Here is a 19,545-nt window from a genome sequence, read left to right as displayed (position 1 = left end):
ACCAACAGTTTTAGGGAATCCAACTCGAAAATTGACAAATTACCTACAATTTCGTGTCGAAACAGCGTCAAAAAAGTCATTTAGTAAATTATATGACATTAAAAGTGGTCAATAGGCCTTTAAATTTAAAAAATGGAACATATTGCGTCAAATTTTTTACATGAAAAATATTTCTTTGAGGCACCCAATTTGACAAGAAAGGAGGAAAATAAGAAACTAAGATTATCACTGCATGAGAGAAGGGGAAAACAGATGTTAAAGCGAATGTTAATCATCTACAATCCTGTTGCTGGGCAGCGCAAGTTTCACAAGCTGATGCCAGTTGCAGAACAAGTTTTGGAAGAGGCGGGGTTTGATGTCACCTTGATTCCGACAACCGAGCAAGCAAAAAGTGCGACTAAAATCGCGAAGCAAGGCGTATTAGATGGTTTTGAATTTATTATTGCAGCTGGAGGAGATGGCACGGTAAATGAGGTTGTCAACGGGTTAATGCAAGCACCGACGCAACCTATTTTTGGCGTTTTACCAGTAGGAACAACAAATGATTTCGCGCGCGCACTAGGAATGGCAAAAGATCCAGTGGAAGCCTTGCATATTATTGCGGCCGGTGCGACGATAAAAGTGGATGTGGGACAGGCAAACGATCAATATTTCATCAACAACGCAGCCGGTGGAAAAATTACCGAAATCACCTATGCCGTCAAAGAATCGATGAAAAACAAAATCGGGCGTCTAGCCTATCTAGTAAGCGGAATAACACTATTACCGAAATTAGCACCAAAACAAGTAAGAATAACACACGATAAAGGCGTATTTGAAGGCGAAATCTTGCTGTTATTTGGGGCGTTAACAAATAGTGTTGGCGGCATGGAAAAACTTTGCCCACCAGCTGTATTGAACGACGGTTATATGGATTTACTAATTTTGAAAAAAGTGTCACCAATAAAACTACTCAAGTTGCTTGCTTCTATTAAAAACGGTTCCCACCTTCAAAGCGAGGATGTGGTGTACGTCAAAACAAAACACGTAGAAATCGAATGCGATGCGAGTTTGAACATAAGTTATGACGGCGTATACGGAGGTGAAACACCGTATATATTGGAAGTTTTACCAGAAAAATTGGCAATTTTGGCAGATGCAACCCGAATCGAGCATCGCTTACAGAAATAAAACGATTACATCAAAAATATCGACCTTCACTATGGTAAACTACTCACAAATCTGGTATTATTACAGTGTTAGGAAAAATAGCAACCGTTATTTTTCACAGCAGAAAATCAAATTTTGTAAGAGTCTAAAGCAAACTCGAACAGAGCCGAAGACCGCCAAACCATGAAAATGGGTAGGACGTAAACTAGGCTTTACACAAATCGAGCGAAAGCGTTTGTATTCCGCCGATTTACCCGATGGATGCACGAGACCTCTTATATTCCTGAGGAGGAAATTGTATTATGCCTATCGTTAGTATGACTGAAATGTTGAACAAAGCGTTAGCTGGTAAATATGCTGTTGGTCAATTCAATATCAATAACCTTGAATGGACTCGCGCTATTTTAGAAGCTGCAGAACAAGAAAAATCCCCTGTAATCCTTGGTGTTTCTGAAGGAGCAGCAAAATACATGGGCGGATTTACGACAGTAGTTAAAATGACTGAAGGACTTATGCATGACCTAAAAATCACTGTACCAGTTGCAATTCACTTGGATCATGGTTCATCTTTTGATTCTTGTAAAGCTGCAATCGATGCAGGATTCTCATCTGTTATGATCGATGGTTCTCATCACCCAATCGATGAAAACGTTGAAATGACTAAAAAAGTTGTTGACTACGCACATCCAAAAGGCGTTTCTGTTGAAGCCGAAGTTGGAACTGTTGGTGGCGAAGAAGACGGCGTAACAGGCGGAATCAACTATGCTGATCCTGCTGAATGTTTACGTGTTGTTAAAGAAGCTAACATTGATGCACTTGCTGCAGCATTAGGTTCTGTACATGGTCCTTATCACGGCGAACCAGTTCTAGGATTCAAAGAAATGGAAGAAATCTCGAAATTAACTGGTGCTCCTCTAGTACTACACGGTGGTTCTGGAATTCCTGAACACCAAATCAAACAAGCAATCGAACACGGTCACAGCAAAATCAACGTTAACACGGAATGCCAAATCGTTTGGACTGCCGCTGTTCGCGAAAAATTAGCTACAGATGATAAAGTTTACGATCCACGTAAAGTTATCGGACCTGGCCAAGCTGCGATTGTTAAAACAGTTGTTGCTAAGATCCAAGAATTTGGTTCAAACGGCAAAGCATAATTTTATACTTAATGATGATAACGAGCCAAATTTTGGCTCGTTATTTTTTGTTGGTACTGTTTGAACGAAGTGAATTACAGTACCAATATGCATGAGAGCAAGTAATCCTTTTATGCACCGGGTCAAGACAGCGAACCCCAATACATAAACCAAAAGTTGGATATCCAATTTTCCCAAAGCTTGATACACTTAAAAAGAGAACGCATACAAAGAATGGAGTGCGAGAAATGGCAGATAAATTTTTAATTATAGGTGGCGGAATTGCGGGTTTGATGACAGGAATAGCATTACAACAATCTGGTTTTTCTGTAGAAATTTATGAGCAGGCTGAGGAAATAAAACGAGTTGGGGCAGGCATTACAATTGCGCCAAATGGGATGTTAGCGCTGGAGTTATTAGGCTTGGCCGACCAAGTAAAGGCGATGGGAAATGTCAGCTCTAAAGGAATAGCGATTGTGGATGAAGCTGGAAAAGCTATAACGAAATTAGATGATGAGAAGTTTACTTTCCCGATTTATGCGATACATAGAGCCGATTTGCAGGAAATTCTGTTAAACACATTGAAAGAAGGCACGCTAAGATTAGGAAGCAAATGTCGAGATTTGATACAGAGCGCTTCAGGAGTTGTGCTACAGATGGAAGATGGCTCTGAGGTTCGCGGGGATTACGCAATCGTTGCAGACGGGATTCATTCTGTTGCAAGGAATCGTATTTTTGGCAAACAGCCGCTTCGTTATGCGGGCTACACCTGTTGGCGTGGCGTTGCTAAAACCCAGCCGAAAGATGCAGATACAAAGCTATTCACTGAAACTTGGGGTACAAAAGGACGCGTAGGAATTGTCCCTCTAGCAAACCAGGAAACATATTGGTTTGCGGTAGTTGGGGCTTCTGAGAACAGCATTGCGCATCAAACATATGAATTATCGCATCTAGTAGAGCGTTTTGGTTCCTATCATCAGCCGATTCGGGACATACTGGAAGCTACAAATCCAGATAAGCTGATACGTGGAGATATTTTTGATTTGGAGCCTATGAAAAGTTTTGCAAAGGGGCGCGCGGTTTTAATGGGAGACGCGGCACATGCGATGACACCAAATTTGGGGCAGGGTGGCTGTCAGGCGATGGAAGACGCGATTATTTTGCGTAATTATTTGAAAAAAATCGATAATGTGGAGCTGGCTTTCGAGGCATTTAGTCAAGCGAGGGTTGGCAGAACAAAGAAAATCACAGAGCGATCACGGCTGATTGGAAAAGTTGCTCAATTCGAGGCGCCGTTTGTATGCAAGGTACGAAATATGGGGATGCGCTTAGCACCAGCCTCGGCACAGCGGAAACAATTGGAATATATATATGATGTGGATTTGGATAGTTGAGGGGTTTGAGGAATGGAGAATTAGAACCCCAATATGCATGAGAACGAAAGTGAGCATGTAATCCATGCGCTGCGTCAAGACCGGCTTTTTCTGGTAGCCGCTCCAGTTTTTGTCGGAGCTGAACGGGCCGTTTCAGCTTTGTTGGGATTCTTAAGAAGCGTATTGAGCTGAATTAGAAGCCCAATATGCATGAGAACGAATGTGAGCATGTAATCCATGTGCTGCGTCAAAACCAGCGCTTCCGGATCCAGCTTCAGAAGCCAGCCCCTCGAAGCTTTCGCGCCCTCCATAAAAACCAAGAGTGGGTTTTCATTGCGGTCGCTCCAAGCTTTTTCGGGTCTAACGGGCTTCTTCAGCTTTTCAATATTTGCAAATTTCCTCAATATCAGGGATAATTAGCAACAAGTGAAATCTTTTTGATTAGAAAGAAGGAACGGTATGATTGAGAAATTAGTAATAAAAGGTGGAAGAGAATTATCTGGGACGTTGCGTGTGGATGGTGCTAAGAATAGTGCTGTGGCGCTTATTCCTGCTACAATTCTCGCTGATTCAGATGTTACCATTGAAGGCTTACCCGATATATCCGATGTACACACATTATATGCAATTTTAGAAGAACTTGGCGGAACGATTCATGCTGACACAGATGCAGTCACAATTGATCCGTCTAATTTAATGGATATGCCACTACCAAACGGCAATGTAAAAAAATTACGCGCTTCCTACTACCTCATGGGTGCGATGCTAGGCCGTTTCAAAAAAGCGGTTATCGGGCTTCCAGGTGGGTGTTATTTAGGTCCGCGTCCCATTGATCAACACATTAAAGGCTTTGAGGCACTGGGAGCTACAGTTACAAATGAGCAAGGAGCCATCTATTTACGTGCTGACGAATTAAAAGGTGCCCGTATCTATCTAGACGTCGTTAGCGTCGGCGCAACCATCAATATTATGCTTGCCGCTGTAAAAGCAACTGGAAAAACAGTTATCGAAAACGCAGCCAAGGAGCCAGAAATTATCGATGTGGCGACTCTTCTTACGAGCATGGGAGCAAAAATAAAAGGTGCTGGCACAGATACTATCCGTATCGAAGGCGTTGAAACACTCCACGGATGCCGTCACACGATTATTCCTGACCGCATCGAAGCAGGAACTTTCATGATTTTAGCAGCAGCAGCGGGCTCTGGAATCAAGGTCGAAAACATTATTCCAGCCCACATGGAAGCAGTGAAAGCGAAACTCGTCGAAGCCGGCGTATCCATTGAAATGGATGAAGATTCTGCCTACATTGGGAAAAGTGGTTCACTGAAAAAAGTAGATATCAAAACCTACGCCTATCCAGGGTTTCCAACCGATTTACAACAACCAATGACTGCGTTATTAGCCGGTGCCCATGGAAGTAGTGTTGTAACAGATACTATTTATCCAAGTCGTTTTAAACATATCGATGAGCTAAAACGCATGGGTGGCCGCTTCAAACTGCAAAGCCGTGCAGCCATAGTCACAGGCCCAACGCAACTTAGGGGCGCTACAGTAACCGCATCAGATTTACGTGCGGGAGCCTCACTTGTTATCGCAGGCCTCGCTGCAGATGGTGTTACGGAAATCCATGGCGTGGAACATATTGAACGAGGCTACGGCCGCATTATCGAAAAATTAGAAGGTATAGGTGCTGATATTTGTAAGGTTTCCCACGCCTCCGAAATCGTCTAGTCATTCAGCGGAGCGACAAGCACTCATCTTCGTCGTTAAAGCCTGTGCTCCAGTGCTCATGTACTTTAGTACATTCCGCTCCGGTGCGCGGCTTTGCCTAGAATCTGAGCGCTTGTTGCTCCGCTGAGATTTGGTGGGAGATCGTGAGATGGCGTTGAAACACCAGTTGGCGGTAAAGCACGCACCTTTGTTTGAAGTGAAGCGAGTTATAACCCTAATATGCAAAGGAACAAAGTGAGTTTGTAGTTCTTATCCAAAGCCTGTGCTCCAGTGCTCATGTACTTTAGTACATTCCGCTCCGGTGCGCGGCTTTGCCTAGAATCTGAGCGCTTGTCGCTCCGCTGAGATTTGGTGGGAGATCGTGAGATGGCGTTGAAACACCAGTTGGCGGTAAAGCACGCACCTTTGTTTGAAGTGAAGCGAGTTACAACCCTAATATGCAAAGGAACAAAGTGAGTTTGTAGTCTGCTCTGAAACACGAGTTGCCTCCATTGAAATTTTAGTAGTAAATCATGAAAAATATACTTAAATCCTCAGCTCTCCTAAAATCCTCTTTACAAAAAATCCAAAAGGTGGTCAAATTATATGCCGGACATATCCATTTCTTATCTGGAAAAACTGACAATTAAAGAAATCTATGCGCTTGCAAAGGAACATAAGATTCCCTATTATAGCAAGCTCACTAAAAGAGAACTCAGCTTTGCGCTGCTAAAGGCAAGTGCTGAAAAACAAGGCTTCTTCTTTATGGAAGGCGTTCTTGACATTATTGCCTCGGAAGGTTTTGGCTTCCTGCGCCCCATCAACTATTCTGCAAGCTCCGAAGATATCTACATATCGGCTTCCCAAATCAGACGTTTCGATCTAAGAACTGGTGATAAGGTTTCAGGAAAAGTTCGCCCTCCAAAAGAAAATGAGCGCTATTTTGGTTTGCTTCACGTCGAGGCGGTTAATGGCGAAAATCCCGAGGTGGCGAAAGAACGTGTTCATTTCCCAGGTTTAACGCCGTTATATCCTGATCGCCAAATACGTATGGAGATTGGTCAAGAGCCGATTTCAACGCGTATGATCGACATGATTGCCCCGATTGGTTTCGGACAACGTGGATTGATTGTAGCTCCTCCTAAGGCTGGTAAAACGATTCTTTTAAAAGAAATTGCTAACGCGATTACAGAAAATAGTCCGGATGCAGAACTGATTGTACTATTGATCGATGAACGCCCTGAAGAGGTAACCGATATTGAGCGCTCGGTCAAAGCAGAGGTTGTTAGCTCGACGTTTGATGAAGTTCCAGAAAATCATATAAAAGTTGCTGAGCTGGTCTTAGAACGAGCGATGCGTCTTGTGGAGCAAAAGCGTGACGTTATTATTTTGATGGATAGTATTACGCGGCTAGCTAGAGCGTATAATCTTGTTATTCCACCAAGCGGGCGAACGCTCTCTGGCGGTATTGATCCAGCCGCTTTCCACAGACCGAAGCGCTTTTTCGGGGCTGCTCGAAACATCGAAGAAGGCGGAAGTTTAACAATCTTGGCAACAGCACTTGTTGACACAGGTTCGCGAATGGACGACGTGATTTATGAAGAATTTAAAGGAACCGGAAATATGGAGCTCCATCTCGATCGTGCGATGGCAGAGCGACGCGTCTTCCCAGCTATTGATATTCGCCGCTCAGGAACGCGTAAAGAAGAGCTATTACTTCCAAAAGAAAACCTAGAACAGCTGTGGAAAATCCGTAAAATTATGCCGATTCAAGGCGATGCATTAGACATTTCCGAGCGCTTTATTCGCTATTTGAAAAAGACACCAACAAATGCAGATTTTTTCGAAGTTATCCAGACAGAAATGTTTAAAAAATAAGCCTTGCTAAATTAGAAAAGCATTGTTATAATGAATTTACTGTGTGCAAGTGTGCAGAAATTACTCTGTTTCAGATGATTCAGGGCGAAGGAGTTGAAAACAATGAAAGCTGGAATTCACCCGGAATACCGTCAAGTGGTATTTCTTGATACTAGTACAGATTTCAAATTTCTTTCTGGTTCTACTAAGGGCTCGAACGAAACTATTCAATGGGAAGATGGCAACGAGTATCCATTACTACGTGTCGAGATCAGTTCTGATTCTCACCCATTCTATACTGGTAAACAAAAACATGCGACAGCCGACGGACGTGTCGACCGTTTCAACAAAAAATACGGTATCAAATAAAAAAGTCACCCTCGGGTGGCTTTTTTATTTGATACCTTGAACCTACGTGGGGTAAATCGGCGGCAAGCGCTCGCAATCAAGTGGTTTTATGAACTTCCGGTTCTGCTACACAAGAGCAGTTTCGCTTAACTTCTTACATGGTCGGGGAAGCTACTCCCTCCCTGTTTTCAGTCATCACTTGCGCCAATACGCTCCGCTTTTGGCTTTCACAAAACCACTTGATTGCAACCGCTTTCGCTCGATTTGTGTAAAGCGGAATGTACGTCTTACGCATAAAAAATAAAAGTTGATGGCCCATTAGATGATTTTCAGACCTTCTGTGTACAGAGTACCAATCAACATAAGAAAAACATAAACCTCAAAACAAAATCCAAACATTTTCAATTCAATCTTGCTTAGGGTAGAATTGGAGGATAGAGAAATAAAGGAGGTTTTCATATGGTGGAACATTATGATTATATAGCGATTGGTGGAGGCAGCGGCGGGATTTCTTCGGTGAATCGTGCGGCTAGTTACGGGAAGAAATGTGCGCTTGTGGAGCCGAAACATCTTGGTGGAACGTGTGTAAACGTTGGTTGTGTGCCTAAAAAAGTGATGTGGTATGGGGCTCAGATTTCTGAGGCGATGAACAAATATGCGCCAGATTATGGCTTTGATGTGAAACAAGAAAATTTTGATTTTGCGAAGTTGGTGGAAAATCGGGAGGCGTATATTGAGCGGATTCATGGCTCGTATCAGCGCGGACTCGATCATAATAAGGTCGATATTTTGAAGGGCTACGCGTCATTTGTTGATGAGCATACGATTGAGGTGGATGGTACGCATTATACGGCGGATCATATTTTGGTGGCGACGGGTGGAAAACCTGCTTGGCCTGACGTTCCAGGAGCAGAATATGGGACGGATTCGGACGGCTTTTTTGCATGGACGGAGTTGCCTAAAAGCGTTGCGGTCGTTGGTGCTGGCTACATTGCGGTGGAGCTTGCGGGCGTATTGCAGGGCTTTGGCGTGGAGACGCATTTGTTTGTTCGTAAACAGACGCCGATACGCAGATTTGATCCTTTAGTAGTGGAAACTTTAATGGAAGTCATGAAGGAGCAAGGGTTAACGCTTCATACAGAGGCGATTCCTAAAGAGGTCACGAAAAATGAGGATGGAACGGTGACGCTTCACTTAGAGGACGGTCGCACGCAGACAGTAGAAAAATTAATCTGGGCGATTGGCAGAACACCGGTGACCGAGACGCTTAACTTGGCGGCGACGGCGGTGGAACTTGATAAAAAAGGCTACATTAAAGTAGATAAATTCCAAAATACAGCGGTTCCGGGGATTTATGCAGTCGGAGATATCACGGGCCATATTGAGCTGACCCCAGTTGCAATTGCTGCGGGACGTCGCTTGTCTGAACGGTTATTTAACGGGAAATTGGATGAGCATTTGGACTATAACCTGATTCCGACGGTTGTTTTTAGTCATCCGGCGATTGGGACGATAGGTTTGACAGAACCAGAAGCTATTGAAAAATATGGAGAGGCACAAGTGAAAGTCTATACGTCTTCGTTTACCTCGATGTATACTGCGATTACAGAACATCGCGAGCCTTGCCGAATGAAGCTGGTTTGTGCCGGTGATAATGAGAAAGTTGTTGGCCTGCACGGAATTGGTACGGGTGTTGATGAAATGATTCAAGGCTTTGCCGTTGCGATGAAAATGGGCGCAACGAAAGCTGATTTCGATAACACAGTCGCGATTCATCCAACGGGATCAGAAGAGTTTGTTACAATGCGTTAATAGGATAAAGCGCCGTCCTGAGATATAGGAACGGCGCTTTAATTTTATGCTGGGATGACTTTTGCATCTGCTAAATCGGTTGTTTTCAATTTTTTCTGGAAGGCGATGAAGAAGATAAGTCCCATAATTAAGGTGATGGTTTCGGTGACTGCCATGGACCAAATAACGCCGTGGAGGCCGAATGCAGCGTGCAAAATCAGAATCATCGGGATGTAAAGGACGCCCTGTGTGACGGACATGACCATCGTCGCCGTGCCTTGACCTGTTGCTTGAAAAAGGCTGATGAACAGGATGGTAAAGCCGTTGAAGATTGCCGATACGAGCATAGCTACGAGGATATAGGCACCAATACTTAGAACATTTGGATCGCTTGAGAACAGGTGGAGGATTGGTGCTCTAAATAGGTAAACTAAGCCAACAAATGTAACGGAAATGACGCCGATATATAGGGAGGCTTGTTTTATTCCCGCTTTAAATCTCGGAATATTCTTACTAGCAAAGTTAAATGCGAAGAATGGAATCAAACCTAGAATTAGACCCATGGCTAAGAATTCTGGAATTTGAACGATGCGTAGTGCGATTCCGAATCCTGCGATGACATTATCACCATATTGAATGGCAAAATTGTTGAGCAGTAAGGTTGTCACGATTAAAAAGGCAGACTGTAATAGTTCGGAGACGCCAATTTTATAGATTTCGAGCTGGTCTTTGATGGATATTTTGAAGTGTTTTAGGAAACCTTGCAAATGTTCGCTGCGTTTTTCTAGGAAGTAAAGGTAGTAAATGGCGGAACCTAGTTGGGATAAAACCATGGCCAGTGCAGCTCCTGCAACATGCCAGCCTAGACCTAAGATAAGGATTGGATCAAGAATCAAGCTGAGCCCAGTGCTGATAAAAATACCGTACATGGATTCTTTGGAAGCCCCGCCAGACCGGACTAACTGCTCGAGGGCGAAATTCAGTATGACGATGAAACCACCAGCAAATAGGGTCAGTGCGTAGGTTTTGGCATAATCAAAGGTTGCTGCATCAGCGCCGAGCAGTTGGGCAATCGGATCAATTAAAAGGAGAGCGAGGAGTGCGAGTAAAAGTCCGGCAATGATACTGGCGTAGAATGTGTAACCGGCGACGCGCTTGCCTCTTTCTGTGTCTTTTTGACCATTGAGGCGGGTGATGAATGTTCCACCACCAACGCCAAATACGTTACCAAAAGCCATGAGAACCGTGAAAATTGGTAAGCCAAGCGTAATCGCGGAGAGCATGCTTGTGTCGTGTAAGAGTCCGATGAAATAGGCGTTGATGACGTTATAAATAGTGCCGACCGACATCCCAATCATCATTGGAATCGATAAATGGGCGATGGCTTTTTTCACTGGTGCGTTTTCTAAATAATATTGATCTGAAAATTTCTTTGTCATGTTCTTTCCTTCTTCCTTATAGGTTGTTACTTACTTTTGTTAAAAGTGATTTTAATTGTTCGGCTTCGGTAGCGGTGAGGGATTTTGTGATACTGCTCTCGATTTCTGCAAAAATGGTATTGAATTCTTCTATTAACGCCACGCCTTTATCTAAGACATAAATATTCTTTTGACGTTCGTTATCTTTTGGAACGACGCGTTTGATGTACCCTTTTTTTTCGAGGCCTTGCAGCATGCTCGTGATGCTGGCGCCTTTGCGGTTGAATTGTGTGGCGAGATCTTTTTGAATAACGCCGCGTTCTTGGTTCTCATAAATATAGCCAATCATGCGTCCTTGCTGGCCGTTGAGGTCTAATTCGCGAAGCCTAGCATCGGCATTCATCTTGATTTTCATCCCAACTCCGCGGAATAAATCGGAATAAGGGGTATTTAGTGGTTGTTTGGTCATTTTAATTCGACTCCTTATAGTTAGAATTCTAACTTGATAAAATGATTATAATAGATAGGATTCTAACTGTCAAGCATCTAAGTTAAAAAGAAAATCTAAGCAGTCTTTTACACGTTTTTCATTCTAGATGTGATATTCTTGTGAACATTGTCCTAAATGAATATTCTGATATGTCAAATAATCCTTTGCTTTATGATGGGAAATTGCGTATAATAAGCATAATTACATGGTTTTATAACTGAGGAGGTTGACAAGTGGAAGCGAAATTAGAAGTTGGAATTTTAGGATTTGGAACAGTTGGTAGTGGTGTCATTCACATTTTAGAAGAGCATGCGGAGAAAATTAGTCAAATGACCGGCTACCAAGTGAGCGTCAAAACGGTGCTCGTACGCGACTTAGAAAAGAATCGTCGTTACGAGACGAAAGGATTTAGCTTGACCACGGAACCTTCTGACATTTTAGATGATCCAGCCATTTCGGTGGTTGTGGAAGTTATGGGAAGCATCGAACCGGCGCGCGAGTATGTTTTACAAGCATTGAAAGCTGGGAAACATGTGGTAACGGCGAATAAGGATTTAATTGCGTTACATGGGGATGAACTAATTGCTGTGGCACAGGCGAACCAATGTGATTTATTCTATGAAGCGAGTGTTGCTGGCGGAATCCCGATTTTGCGGACGATTGTGAACGGGCTTGCGGCTGATAAAATCCAGAAAGTTATGGGAATCGTGAACGGTACGACGAACTTCATGTTGACAAAAATGAAGACGGAGAAGCGGGATTATGAGGATGTTTTGAAAGAGGCGCAGGACTTAGGGTTTGCAGAATCTGATCCAACGAATGATGTGGACGGAATCGATGCGGCTCGCAAAATGGTCATTTTAACGCGGTTGGCATTTGGAATGAATGTCGATTTGGCAGACGTGGATACGGTTGGAATTCGCGGGATTGCGCCGCGTGATATGGAAGTTGCGGAGCAGTTGAAATACGTGATTAAATTGGTCGGCACGGCGGAAGAGAAGAACGGTTCGGTTGCTGTTAGTGTTGGGCCTGTACTCTTGCCGAAATACCATCCGATGGCGGGCGTGAACAACGAGAATAATGCGGTGTTTGTAACGGGTGCCGCGGCTGGTGAAACGATGTATTACGGGCCGGGTGCTGGTGAATTACCGACGGCGACGAGTGTGGTCAGCGATATTATTACGGTCGCGAAAAACAGCAAGTTAGGCACAAATGGCAATGCATTCAATAGTTATAAACATGACACGAAACAAACCGTTCCAGAAGAAATTTTCTCGAAATATTATTTGCGGATTGTCATGGATGATAAAACTGGAACGTTCCTTAAGTTAACGCAGATTTTTGCGGAAGCGGGCGTTGGTTTTGATAAAATTTTGCAAGAACCGCTGGACGAGTTTACGGCGACGGTTGTTGTGGTGACGCATGTGACGAGCAAGGCGCAACTGGAACAAGCGATTGAAAAAGTGAAGCTGGAACCGCAAATGCAAGTCGAAGCGAAATATCAAGTTGTGGAGGGATAAATGATGTATGAAGGATTATTGAAACGTTATAAGGACTATTTACCGATCACTGATAAAACACCGCTGATTGGCTTGGCTGAAGGGAATACACCGCTGATTCCGTTGCCAAATTTGTCGAAGGAACTTGGCGTGACGTTATATGGAAAATATGAAGGCTTGAATCCGACGGGATCGTTTAAGGATCGCGGTATGGTGATGGCAGTTGCGAAGGCGAAGGAAGAGGGCGCGACGGCGGTTATTTGTGCTTCTACTGGAAACACGTCGGCGGCTGCTGCTGCGTACGCGACTCGTGCTGGAATGAAGGCTTATGTGGTGATTCCAGATGGCAAAGTGGCGCTTGGTAAGTTGGCGCAGGCCGTGATGTATGGCGCGGATATCATCGCGATTCAGGGGAACTTTGATGAAGCTTTGGACGCGGTTCGTGAGCTTGCGGAAACGGAAGCCGTGGCACTTGTTAACTCGGTGAATCCGTATCGTTTAGAAGGCCAAAAAACAGCGGCGTTCGAGATTTGCGAACAATTAGGTGGTAAATCACCAGACGTGCTGGCAATCCCGGTTGGAAACGCAGGAAATATTTCGGCATACTGGAAAGGTTTCAAAGAATGGGACGGTCATTTTGGCGTTGGCTTACCGCGGATGCACGGTTTTGAAGCGGAAGGTGCTGCGGCAATCGTTCAAGGCGCGCCAATTAAGAATCCTGAGACGATTGCGACGGCGATTCGAATTGGTAATCCAGCAAGTTGGGGATTGGCTGAGGCGGCGCGTGACGAATCGCAGGGATATATTCATTCTGTAACAGACGACGAGATTGTGAATGCCTATAAAAAAGTCGCAGCGCAAGATGGTGTCTTCATTGAACCAGGCTCGGCGGCATCGCTTGCTGGCGTGATTCAACACGTGAAAAGTGGCGCGATCAAACAAGGCGAAACAGTCGTGTGTGTGTTCACTGGAAACGGTTTGAAAGACCCTGATACGGCGATGAGCGTGCATGAAGTTCCAATTTCCCACGTGGAAGGCGTGGACGCAATGCGTGAATACTTGCGTGGAGGCGTGACGAAATGATTAGAATCCAAGTTCCGGCTACAACAGCGAATCTTGGACCAGGCTTTGATTCGTGCGGCCTTGCGTTATCGCTTTATTTAACGCTAGAAGTTTTAGAACCAGCAAAAGAATGGCATATCGCGCATGATTTAGGTGACGGAATCCCGATGGACGCAACGAACGTCATTGTCGAAACCGCGCTTAGCATCGCGCCAAATCTTGAACCGCACAACTTGAAAATGCTCTGCGATATCCCGGCGGCGCGCGGACTTGGAAGTAGTTCGGCGGCCGTGGTGGCAGGCATCGAGCTTGCGAATATACTCGCGAATTTGGAGTTGACGCCAGAACGCAAGGTGGAGATTGCCGCGGAAATCGAAGGCCATCCAGATAACGTTGCCCCAGCAGTACTCGGTAATTTTGTCGTTGGTGCAAAATTGGATGGCGAAGATTTTTACGTTCGGCACCTTTTCCCAGACTGTGCCCTGCTCGCGTTTATTCCGCAAGAAGTACTGCTAACGAGCGAAAGTCGCGGTGTTTTGCCAGACCAGCTTCCCTATAAAGAGGCAGTCAAAGCAAGCAGTATCGCTAATGTGATGATCGCAGCGCTTTTGCAAAATGATCTGAAATTAGCGGGTGACATGATGGAGCGCGATTTATGGCATGAGAAATACCGTGCAAAACTCGTACCACATTTGGCGCCATTGCGTGCATTGACGAAGGAAAATGGTGCTTACGCGGCATGTTTGAGTGGAGCAGGTCCAACGATTCTGATCTTCGCTCCAAAGTCAGAAAGCGAGAATCTAATCCAGGTCATGAAAGAATTCGATCAAACAGCGACAGTTCTTTCGCTAAACGTAGAAGGAAACGGCTCGACGATATTCTCATGAAATAACTACAAGTAAAGTATCGTTTTTGCGCTTTACTTGTAGTTTTTTTGTCATGCGCATGTAAGAAAGCTACATAGAAAATCACCTTTAGAATGCGACTATTGCTACTTTCAGACATTCTTCAAAACAATACCTGTTGTCCCAAATTACGCGCTGTGATAGAATGAAAAAGAGTTTTTAACATGGGAATGAGAGGTTTTGAGGCAATGGCACAGCTTTTCTTTAGATATGGGTCAATGAATAGCGGTAAAACAATTGAAATTTTAAAAGTGGCACATAATTATGAGGAACAAAATAAACCGGTCGTGATTTTTACATCTGGTATCGATGACCGCGAACAAGTCGGGGTTATTTCGAGTCGTATTGGTTTGAAACGTGAGGCAACACCAGTATTTTCAACAACAAATTTGCACGATGAAGTAGCAAAAATAGATCCCAAACCATATTGCGTATTACTCGATGAATCGCAATTTTTGGAGAAAAAACATATTTTACAGTTAGCGCAAATTGCAGATGGACTTAACATTCCCGTCATTGCGTATGGGCTAAAAAACGATTTTCAAAATGAGCTGTTCGAAGGTTCTAAGTATTTATTGCTATACGCCGACAAAATCGAGGAAATGAAGACAGTTTGTTGGTTTTGCACGAAGAAAGCGACGATGGTGTTACGTGTCGATGAAGAAGGAAAACCAATGTATAAAGGCGACCAAATCATGATTGGTGGCAACGATCGTTACTATCCAGTATGCCGAAAATGTCACGCCAACCCATCAATTTAACGTTTTAACAACTAAAAAATGAGGTGAACCTAAATGTATGATCGTTTACAAGCGGTGGAAGATCGCTATGATGAATTGAACGAATTGCTGAGCGACCCGAACGTAGTCAGTGACGCGAAAAAGCTACGAGACTATTCCAAAGAACAATCGAGCATCTCGGAAACAGTGGAGACGTATCGTGAGTATAAAGAAGTGACCGAGGGGCTTGCAGAAACACGTGAGATGATGAACGAGAAGCTCGACGATGACATGAAAGAAATGGTGAAAGAAGAATTCAACGAGTTAACAGCAGAGAAAAGCCGACTAGAGGAGCGTTTAAAACTATTGCTCGTTCCAAAAGACCCAAATGACGACAAAAACGTTATTATGGAAATTCGCGGAGCTGCGGGTGGCGATGAGGCCGCTCTATTTGCTGGCGACTTATTCCGGATGTATTCACGTTATGCAGAATCTCGCGGTTGGAAGGCCGAGGTCATGGAAGCAAACGCGACGGGAATCGGTGGTTATAAAGAGATTATCGTATTGATTAACGGTGCCGGAGCTTACTCTCGCCTAAAATATGAAAATGGTGCCCACCGTGTACAGCGCGTTCCAGAAACCGAGTCAGGCGGTCGAATTCATACGTCGACGGCAACGGTTGCGATTTTGCCAGAAGCTGAAGATGTGGAAATCGACATTAAAGATAACGAAATTCGGACGGATACGTTTGCTTCAAGTGGCGCGGGCGGACAAAGTGTTAATACAACGATGTCAGCCGTACGTTTGACGCATATTCCGACGGGGATTGTTGTTTCGATGCAAGATGAACGTTCTCAAATTAAGAATAAAGAAAAAGCGATGAAAATTTTGCGTGCGCGTATTTTTGATAAATTTGAGCGTGAAGCACGTGAGGAATATGATACGCATCGGAAATCTGCGGTTGGTACCGGTGACCGTTCTGAGCGGATTCGGACGTATAATTATCCACAAAATCGTGTAACAGATCACCGCATTGGTTTGACGATTCAAAAGCTCGATCAAATCATGGAAGGCAAGCTTGATGAAGTTATCGACGCGCTTATTATGGAAGACCAAACGAGCCGACTCGATCATCTAAGCGACGGTATGTAAGATGACAATCGCCGAAATTTTGCATCAAGCAAAAGCGGAACTGGGCGCTCACGATCTGGACCTCAACATAGCAGAAATTATCATTGAAACGCGACTTGGTCTGACACGATCTGAACTATGGATGTCGACAAGTAAAGAGCTAAGTCCGAGCGAAAAGGCCCAGTTTGACAGCGATTTCGCACGTTATATAAATGGGGAGCCAGTTCAGTATATTTTAGAAGTGGCTCCTTTTTATGGTCGCGATTTTTATGTCACACCAAGTGTTCTAATCCCCCGTCCAGAAACCGAAGAGCTTGTTTACGCCGCCGAGAAATTTATCGAAAAAAATCCAGCTAGAGTTCAGCGCATTTTGGATGTCTGCACAGGTAGCGGGATTATCCCGATCACACTAAAAGCAACATTTCCTGAGTGCTTGGTCACTGGCTCAGATATTTCCAAGGAAGCTCTCAAAATTGCGGAACAAAATAATACCCGTTTAAAAACAGATGTCCGATTTATCCACAGCGACCTCGTAGATTATTTCCAACAAACCGGTGAAAAATTCGATATGATTCTAGCAAATCCACCATATGTTGCAGATAGTGAACGCTTGGAGATGTCAAATTACGTTCTGGATCACGAACCAGAACTAGCCCTGTTCGCACCCAATAACGGTTTAGCGATTTACGAACGCCTAATTCAGCAATTGCCAAATATTGTGGATAACCTATTTTGGATTGGCATGGAAATCGGTTACACACAAGGTTCCGCTGTAAAACAGTTTTTCGAAAAAAGTTTTCCACAGGCAAGCGTCACGATTCAACAAGACATCAATGGTAAAGATCGGATGGTTATTTGCCATAACTAGCGGATATAAAAGCATTTCTATGGATGAAGTGCTTTTTTATTCGGGCTAATTATCCACAGCATTGGGGATAAAACTTTGTGCAAAAAAATATTTTTAATCAAATCTTAATAATTAAAACCCAGTTATCAACACACTTATACACATTATCCACAGGTTCACAATTAGTTATCCACATTGACAAAGTTATTATCCACAGTTTGGGGATAACTTTGTGGATGAAAGCCAATTTTTCAAATAAATCAATCTCAGGCTGTAAAAAATGCACCAAAACCGTTAAAATAAGATTAAAGCAATGTAAAGGAGCAAATCCTAATGGAAACAAAGATTTGGCATATAACGAAGGAAAATGAAATACAGACGTATCTCGAGGCTGCGAAACTTTTACAAGCGGGAGAAACGGTGGCTTTTCCTACTGAAACGGTATACGGCATTGGCGCAGACGCTACAAATGAACAAGCCGTTGCTAAAATATACGAAGCAAAAGGCAGGCCATCCGATAACCCACTTATCGTGCACATCGCGGATCAGTCGCAAATTCATGAATTCGTCAAGGAAATCCCGAGCAACGCAAAAAAACTCATGCGCGAATTTTGGCCAGGTCCGTTGACAATCATTTTGCCATTACAGCCCGGTCGACTAGCTACAAATGTGACGGCAGGATTGGATAGCGTCGGTGTACGAATGCCAGAGCACCCTATCGCGCTCGGCCTTTTAGCAGTAGCTGGAATTCCTGTGGCGGCTCCAAGTGCGAATCGATCAGGAAAACCAAGTCCGACATCCGGGGAACATGTGGAGGAAGATTTATCAGGACGGATTGCGGGTATTGTCTTTGGCGGGAAAACTGGTGTAGGTCTCGAATCAACGGTGATTGATTGCACGCTCGAAACTCCAGCGATTTTACGACCAGGAGGCGTTTCGCAAGAGAAGATAGAGGCGGTAATTGGCCCCGTTATTTCAGAAGCGAAAGAAGTCGCGCAACAAGAAGCACCGAGATCACCAGGAATGAAATACACGCATTACGCACCAAAAGCTCCTGTGGCAATCATTGAGGGCGATACGGCTTTTTTCCAAAAACAGATTGACCTAGCTGAAAAACGCGGAGAAATCGTCGGTGTGCTCGTTTCAGATGAGCTAGAGGAACAGTTGCGGAAGTCGGACTATATGATGGGTCTCGGAAGTAAGGCTTACCCAGGGGAAATCGCCTACCGTTTATACGACCGATTACGCCATTTTGACCATACACCTGTGACGCTTATTTACGCCGAACCTTTTGCGAAAATTGGTATTGGGGAAGCGGTAATGAATCGTCTTGATAAAGCAGCAGGCGGACATTATATCAAGCAAAGTGAGGAAAGCTAGAATGAATATTTTATTTGTGTGCACGGGAAATACATGCCGAAGCCCGATGGCCGAAAAAATGTTACAGTGGTTCAAGCCAGAATGGGAAATCCGTTCAGCTGGACTTGCGGCACAGACAGGCGCACCGATGTCGATGCAATCAAAAGAAGTATTGCAAGAACACGGCTTACCAACCTATATCATATGGCGAAATTGCTGACTAGTGACTTAGTAGAAGAAGCCGACAAAATTTTTGTGATGACAGAACAACACCGGCAGTCGCTTGTGGATAAGTTTCCGAATAAAAAAACGGAGCTGATTTCCCCTTATGATTTTGATGTGGCGGATCCCTATGGGGGAAGTAAGGCTGATTATGAGTACACGTTTGCGGAGTTGGAAGAGATGATTGCGCGACGGTTTTTGTTGGATGTCTAGGGGATACTTTTTGGTGTCCTCCTATTTTTAATTCAAATTTATTTCTGGGGATTAAGGTGGCTAAGTTTTTCGTTAGATCTAGCTCCATCAGCCAACTCCTCGAAAACTTCACGCCCTTCATAAAAATCAAGAGCGGATTTTTACTGCGGCCGCTCCAGTTTTTTTCGGAGTTAAACGGGCTGATTCTGCTTTTCGTTAGATCTAGCTCCATCAGCCAACTCCTCGAAAACTTCACGCCCTTCATAAAAATCAAGAGCGGATTTTTACTGCGGCCGCTCCAGTTTTTTTCGGAGTTAAACGGGCTGATTCTGCTTTT

At 44.1% G+C, this 19,545-nt stretch carries 19 protein-coding genes; 17 read left to right on the top strand and 2 right to left on the bottom strand.

The window, feature by feature from the left end:
- Positions 1-252: 252 nt before the first annotated feature.
- The 7 genes from HPK16_RS07350 to gorA all read left to right on the top strand — a co-directional run bounded on the left by HPK16_RS07350 (position 253) and on the right by gorA (position 9,385).
- A complete protein-coding gene (locus HPK16_RS07350; protein WP_181676355.1) occupies positions 253-1,170 on the top strand; it encodes a diacylglycerol kinase in 918 nt (305 codons plus the stop codon).
- Between the two features lie 281 nt (positions 1,171-1,451).
- Positions 1,452-2,306 (top strand): class II fructose-1,6-bisphosphate aldolase, encoded by an 855-nt coding sequence (gene fba / locus HPK16_RS07345; protein WP_181676354.1) that lies wholly within the window; start codon positions 1,452-1,454, stop codon positions 2,304-2,306.
- Between the two features lie 227 nt (positions 2,307-2,533).
- Positions 2,534-3,679 carry an FAD-dependent monooxygenase gene (locus HPK16_RS07340; RefSeq protein ID WP_181676353.1) on the top strand — a complete coding sequence of 382 codons (1,146 nt, stop codon included), beginning with the start codon at positions 2,534-2,536 and terminating at the stop codon, positions 3,677-3,679.
- Positions 3,680-4,117: 438 nt separating this feature from the next.
- Entirely contained in the window at positions 4,118-5,389 is a 1,272-nt protein-coding gene (locus HPK16_RS07335; RefSeq protein ID WP_181676352.1) for a UDP-N-acetylglucosamine 1-carboxyvinyltransferase, read from the top strand.
- A 585-nt stretch (positions 5,390-5,974) separates the two neighbouring features.
- Positions 5,975-7,246 (top strand): transcription termination factor Rho, encoded by a 1,272-nt coding sequence (gene rho, locus HPK16_RS07330; protein ID WP_181676351.1) that lies wholly within the window; start codon positions 5,975-5,977, stop codon positions 7,244-7,246.
- A gap of 102 nt (positions 7,247-7,348) precedes the next feature.
- Entirely contained in the window at positions 7,349-7,594 is a 246-nt protein-coding gene (locus HPK16_RS07325) for a type B 50S ribosomal protein L31 (RefSeq protein ID WP_036065627.1), read from the top strand.
- 438 nt (positions 7,595-8,032) lie between these two features.
- Positions 8,033-9,385 (top strand): glutathione-disulfide reductase, encoded by a 1,353-nt coding sequence (gene gorA / locus HPK16_RS07320; protein ID WP_181676350.1) that lies wholly within the window; start codon positions 8,033-8,035, stop codon positions 9,383-9,385.
- A 44-nt stretch (positions 9,386-9,429) separates the two neighbouring features.
- Here gorA and HPK16_RS07315 read toward each other — a convergent pair whose 3' ends face one another.
- Positions 9,430-10,803, bottom strand: coding sequence for an MATE family efflux transporter (locus HPK16_RS07315; protein WP_181676349.1), 1,374 nt, complete (start codon positions 10,801-10,803; stop codon positions 9,430-9,432).
- Positions 10,804-10,819: 16 nt separating this feature from the next.
- Positions 10,820-11,251, bottom strand: a complete 432-nt coding sequence (locus HPK16_RS07310; protein ID WP_181676348.1) for a MarR family transcriptional regulator — start codon at positions 11,249-11,251, stop codon at positions 10,820-10,822.
- 254 nt (positions 11,252-11,505) lie between these two features.
- On the opposite strand from HPK16_RS07310, the gene HPK16_RS07305 reads away from it, so the two are divergent.
- The 10 genes from HPK16_RS07305 (at position 11,506) to HPK16_RS16795 (ending at position 19,229) form a co-directional block, all read left to right on the top strand.
- The gene (locus tag HPK16_RS07305) at positions 11,506-12,792 is read left to right on the top strand and encodes a homoserine dehydrogenase (RefSeq protein ID WP_181676347.1); all 1,287 of its coding nucleotides are present in this window, start codon (positions 11,506-11,508) and stop codon (positions 12,790-12,792) included.
- A 3-nt stretch (positions 12,793-12,795) separates the two neighbouring features.
- Positions 12,796-13,854, top strand: coding sequence for a threonine synthase (gene thrC / locus HPK16_RS07300; protein WP_181676346.1), 1,059 nt, complete (start codon positions 12,796-12,798; stop codon positions 13,852-13,854).
- Positions 13,854-14,720, top strand: a complete 867-nt coding sequence (thrB, locus tag HPK16_RS07295) for a homoserine kinase (RefSeq protein ID WP_181676475.1) — start codon at positions 13,854-13,856, stop codon at positions 14,718-14,720. Before thrC ends, thrB begins: the two co-directional genes overlap by 1 nt.
- A 206-nt stretch (positions 14,721-14,926) precedes the next feature.
- Positions 14,927-15,499, top strand: coding sequence for a thymidine kinase (locus HPK16_RS07290; protein WP_181676474.1), 573 nt, complete (start codon positions 14,927-14,929; stop codon positions 15,497-15,499).
- A 33-nt stretch (positions 15,500-15,532) separates the two neighbouring features.
- The gene (prfA, locus tag HPK16_RS07285; protein WP_181676345.1) at positions 15,533-16,609 is read left to right on the top strand and encodes a peptide chain release factor 1; all 1,077 of its coding nucleotides are present in this window, start codon (positions 15,533-15,535) and stop codon (positions 16,607-16,609) included.
- A 1-nt stretch (position 16,610) separates the two neighbouring features.
- Positions 16,611-17,456, top strand: a complete 846-nt coding sequence (prmC, locus tag HPK16_RS07280) for a peptide chain release factor N(5)-glutamine methyltransferase (protein ID WP_181676344.1) — start codon at positions 16,611-16,613, stop codon at positions 17,454-17,456.
- A gap of 77 nt (positions 17,457-17,533) precedes the next feature.
- A complete protein-coding gene (locus HPK16_RS07275; RefSeq protein ID WP_181676343.1) occupies positions 17,534-17,806 on the top strand; it encodes a hypothetical protein in 273 nt (90 codons plus the stop codon).
- Positions 17,769-18,815: an L-threonylcarbamoyladenylate synthase gene (locus tag HPK16_RS07270; protein ID WP_181676342.1), complete on the top strand. Its 1,047-nt coding sequence runs from the start codon at positions 17,769-17,771 to the stop codon at positions 18,813-18,815. Before HPK16_RS07275 ends, HPK16_RS07270 begins: the two co-directional genes overlap by 38 nt.
- 1 nt (position 18,816) lies before the next feature.
- Positions 18,817-19,014 (top strand): arsenate reductase/protein-tyrosine-phosphatase family protein, encoded by a 198-nt coding sequence (locus tag HPK16_RS16800; RefSeq protein ID WP_246369330.1) that lies wholly within the window; start codon positions 18,817-18,819, stop codon positions 19,012-19,014.
- Positions 18,999-19,229, top strand: a complete 231-nt coding sequence (locus tag HPK16_RS16795; RefSeq protein ID WP_246369328.1) for an arsenate reductase/protein-tyrosine-phosphatase family protein — start codon at positions 18,999-19,001, stop codon at positions 19,227-19,229. Before HPK16_RS16800 ends, HPK16_RS16795 begins: the two co-directional genes overlap by 16 nt.
- Positions 19,230-19,545 lie beyond the last annotated feature (316 nt).

The organism is Paenilisteria rustica (assembly GCF_013820765.1).
Taxonomy (GTDB): Bacteria; Bacillota; Bacilli; order Lactobacillales; family Listeriaceae; genus Listeria_A; species Listeria_A rustica.
This window is presented reverse-complemented; position numbering and strand designations above follow the sequence as displayed.

Coding starts and splice junctions, on each gene's coding strand:
- HPK16_RS07350 (WP_181676355.1), top strand. CDS start 253: ATGTTAAAGCGAATGTTAATCATCTACAATCCTGTTGCTGGGCAGCGC.
- fba (WP_181676354.1), top strand. CDS start 1,452: ATGCCTATCGTTAGTATGACTGAAATGTTGAACAAAGCGTTAGCTGGT.
- HPK16_RS07340 (WP_181676353.1), top strand. CDS start 2,534: ATGGCAGATAAATTTTTAATTATAGGTGGCGGAATTGCGGGTTTGATG.
- HPK16_RS07335 (WP_181676352.1), top strand. CDS start 4,118: ATGATTGAGAAATTAGTAATAAAAGGTGGAAGAGAATTATCTGGGACG.
- rho (WP_181676351.1), top strand. CDS start 5,975: ATGCCGGACATATCCATTTCTTATCTGGAAAAACTGACAATTAAAGAA.
- HPK16_RS07325 (WP_036065627.1), top strand. CDS start 7,349: ATGAAAGCTGGAATTCACCCGGAATACCGTCAAGTGGTATTTCTTGAT.
- gorA (WP_181676350.1), top strand. CDS start 8,033: ATGGTGGAACATTATGATTATATAGCGATTGGTGGAGGCAGCGGCGGG.
- HPK16_RS07315 (WP_181676349.1), bottom strand. CDS start 10,803: ATGACAAAGAAATTTTCAGATCAATATTATTTAGAAAACGCACCAGTG.
- HPK16_RS07310 (WP_181676348.1), bottom strand. CDS start 11,251: ATGACCAAACAACCACTAAATACCCCTTATTCCGATTTATTCCGCGGA.
- thrC (WP_181676346.1), top strand. CDS start 12,796: ATGTATGAAGGATTATTGAAACGTTATAAGGACTATTTACCGATCACT.
- HPK16_RS07290 (WP_181676474.1), top strand. CDS start 14,927: ATGGCACAGCTTTTCTTTAGATATGGGTCAATGAATAGCGGTAAAACA.
- prfA (WP_181676345.1), top strand. CDS start 15,533: ATGTATGATCGTTTACAAGCGGTGGAAGATCGCTATGATGAATTGAAC.
- prmC (WP_181676344.1), top strand. CDS start 16,611: ATGACAATCGCCGAAATTTTGCATCAAGCAAAAGCGGAACTGGGCGCT.
- HPK16_RS07270 (WP_181676342.1), top strand. CDS start 17,769: ATGGAAACAAAGATTTGGCATATAACGAAGGAAAATGAAATACAGACG.
- HPK16_RS16800 (WP_246369330.1), top strand. CDS start 18,817: ATGAATATTTTATTTGTGTGCACGGGAAATACATGCCGAAGCCCGATG.
- HPK16_RS16795 (WP_246369328.1), top strand. CDS start 18,999: ATGGCGAAATTGCTGACTAGTGACTTAGTAGAAGAAGCCGACAAAATT.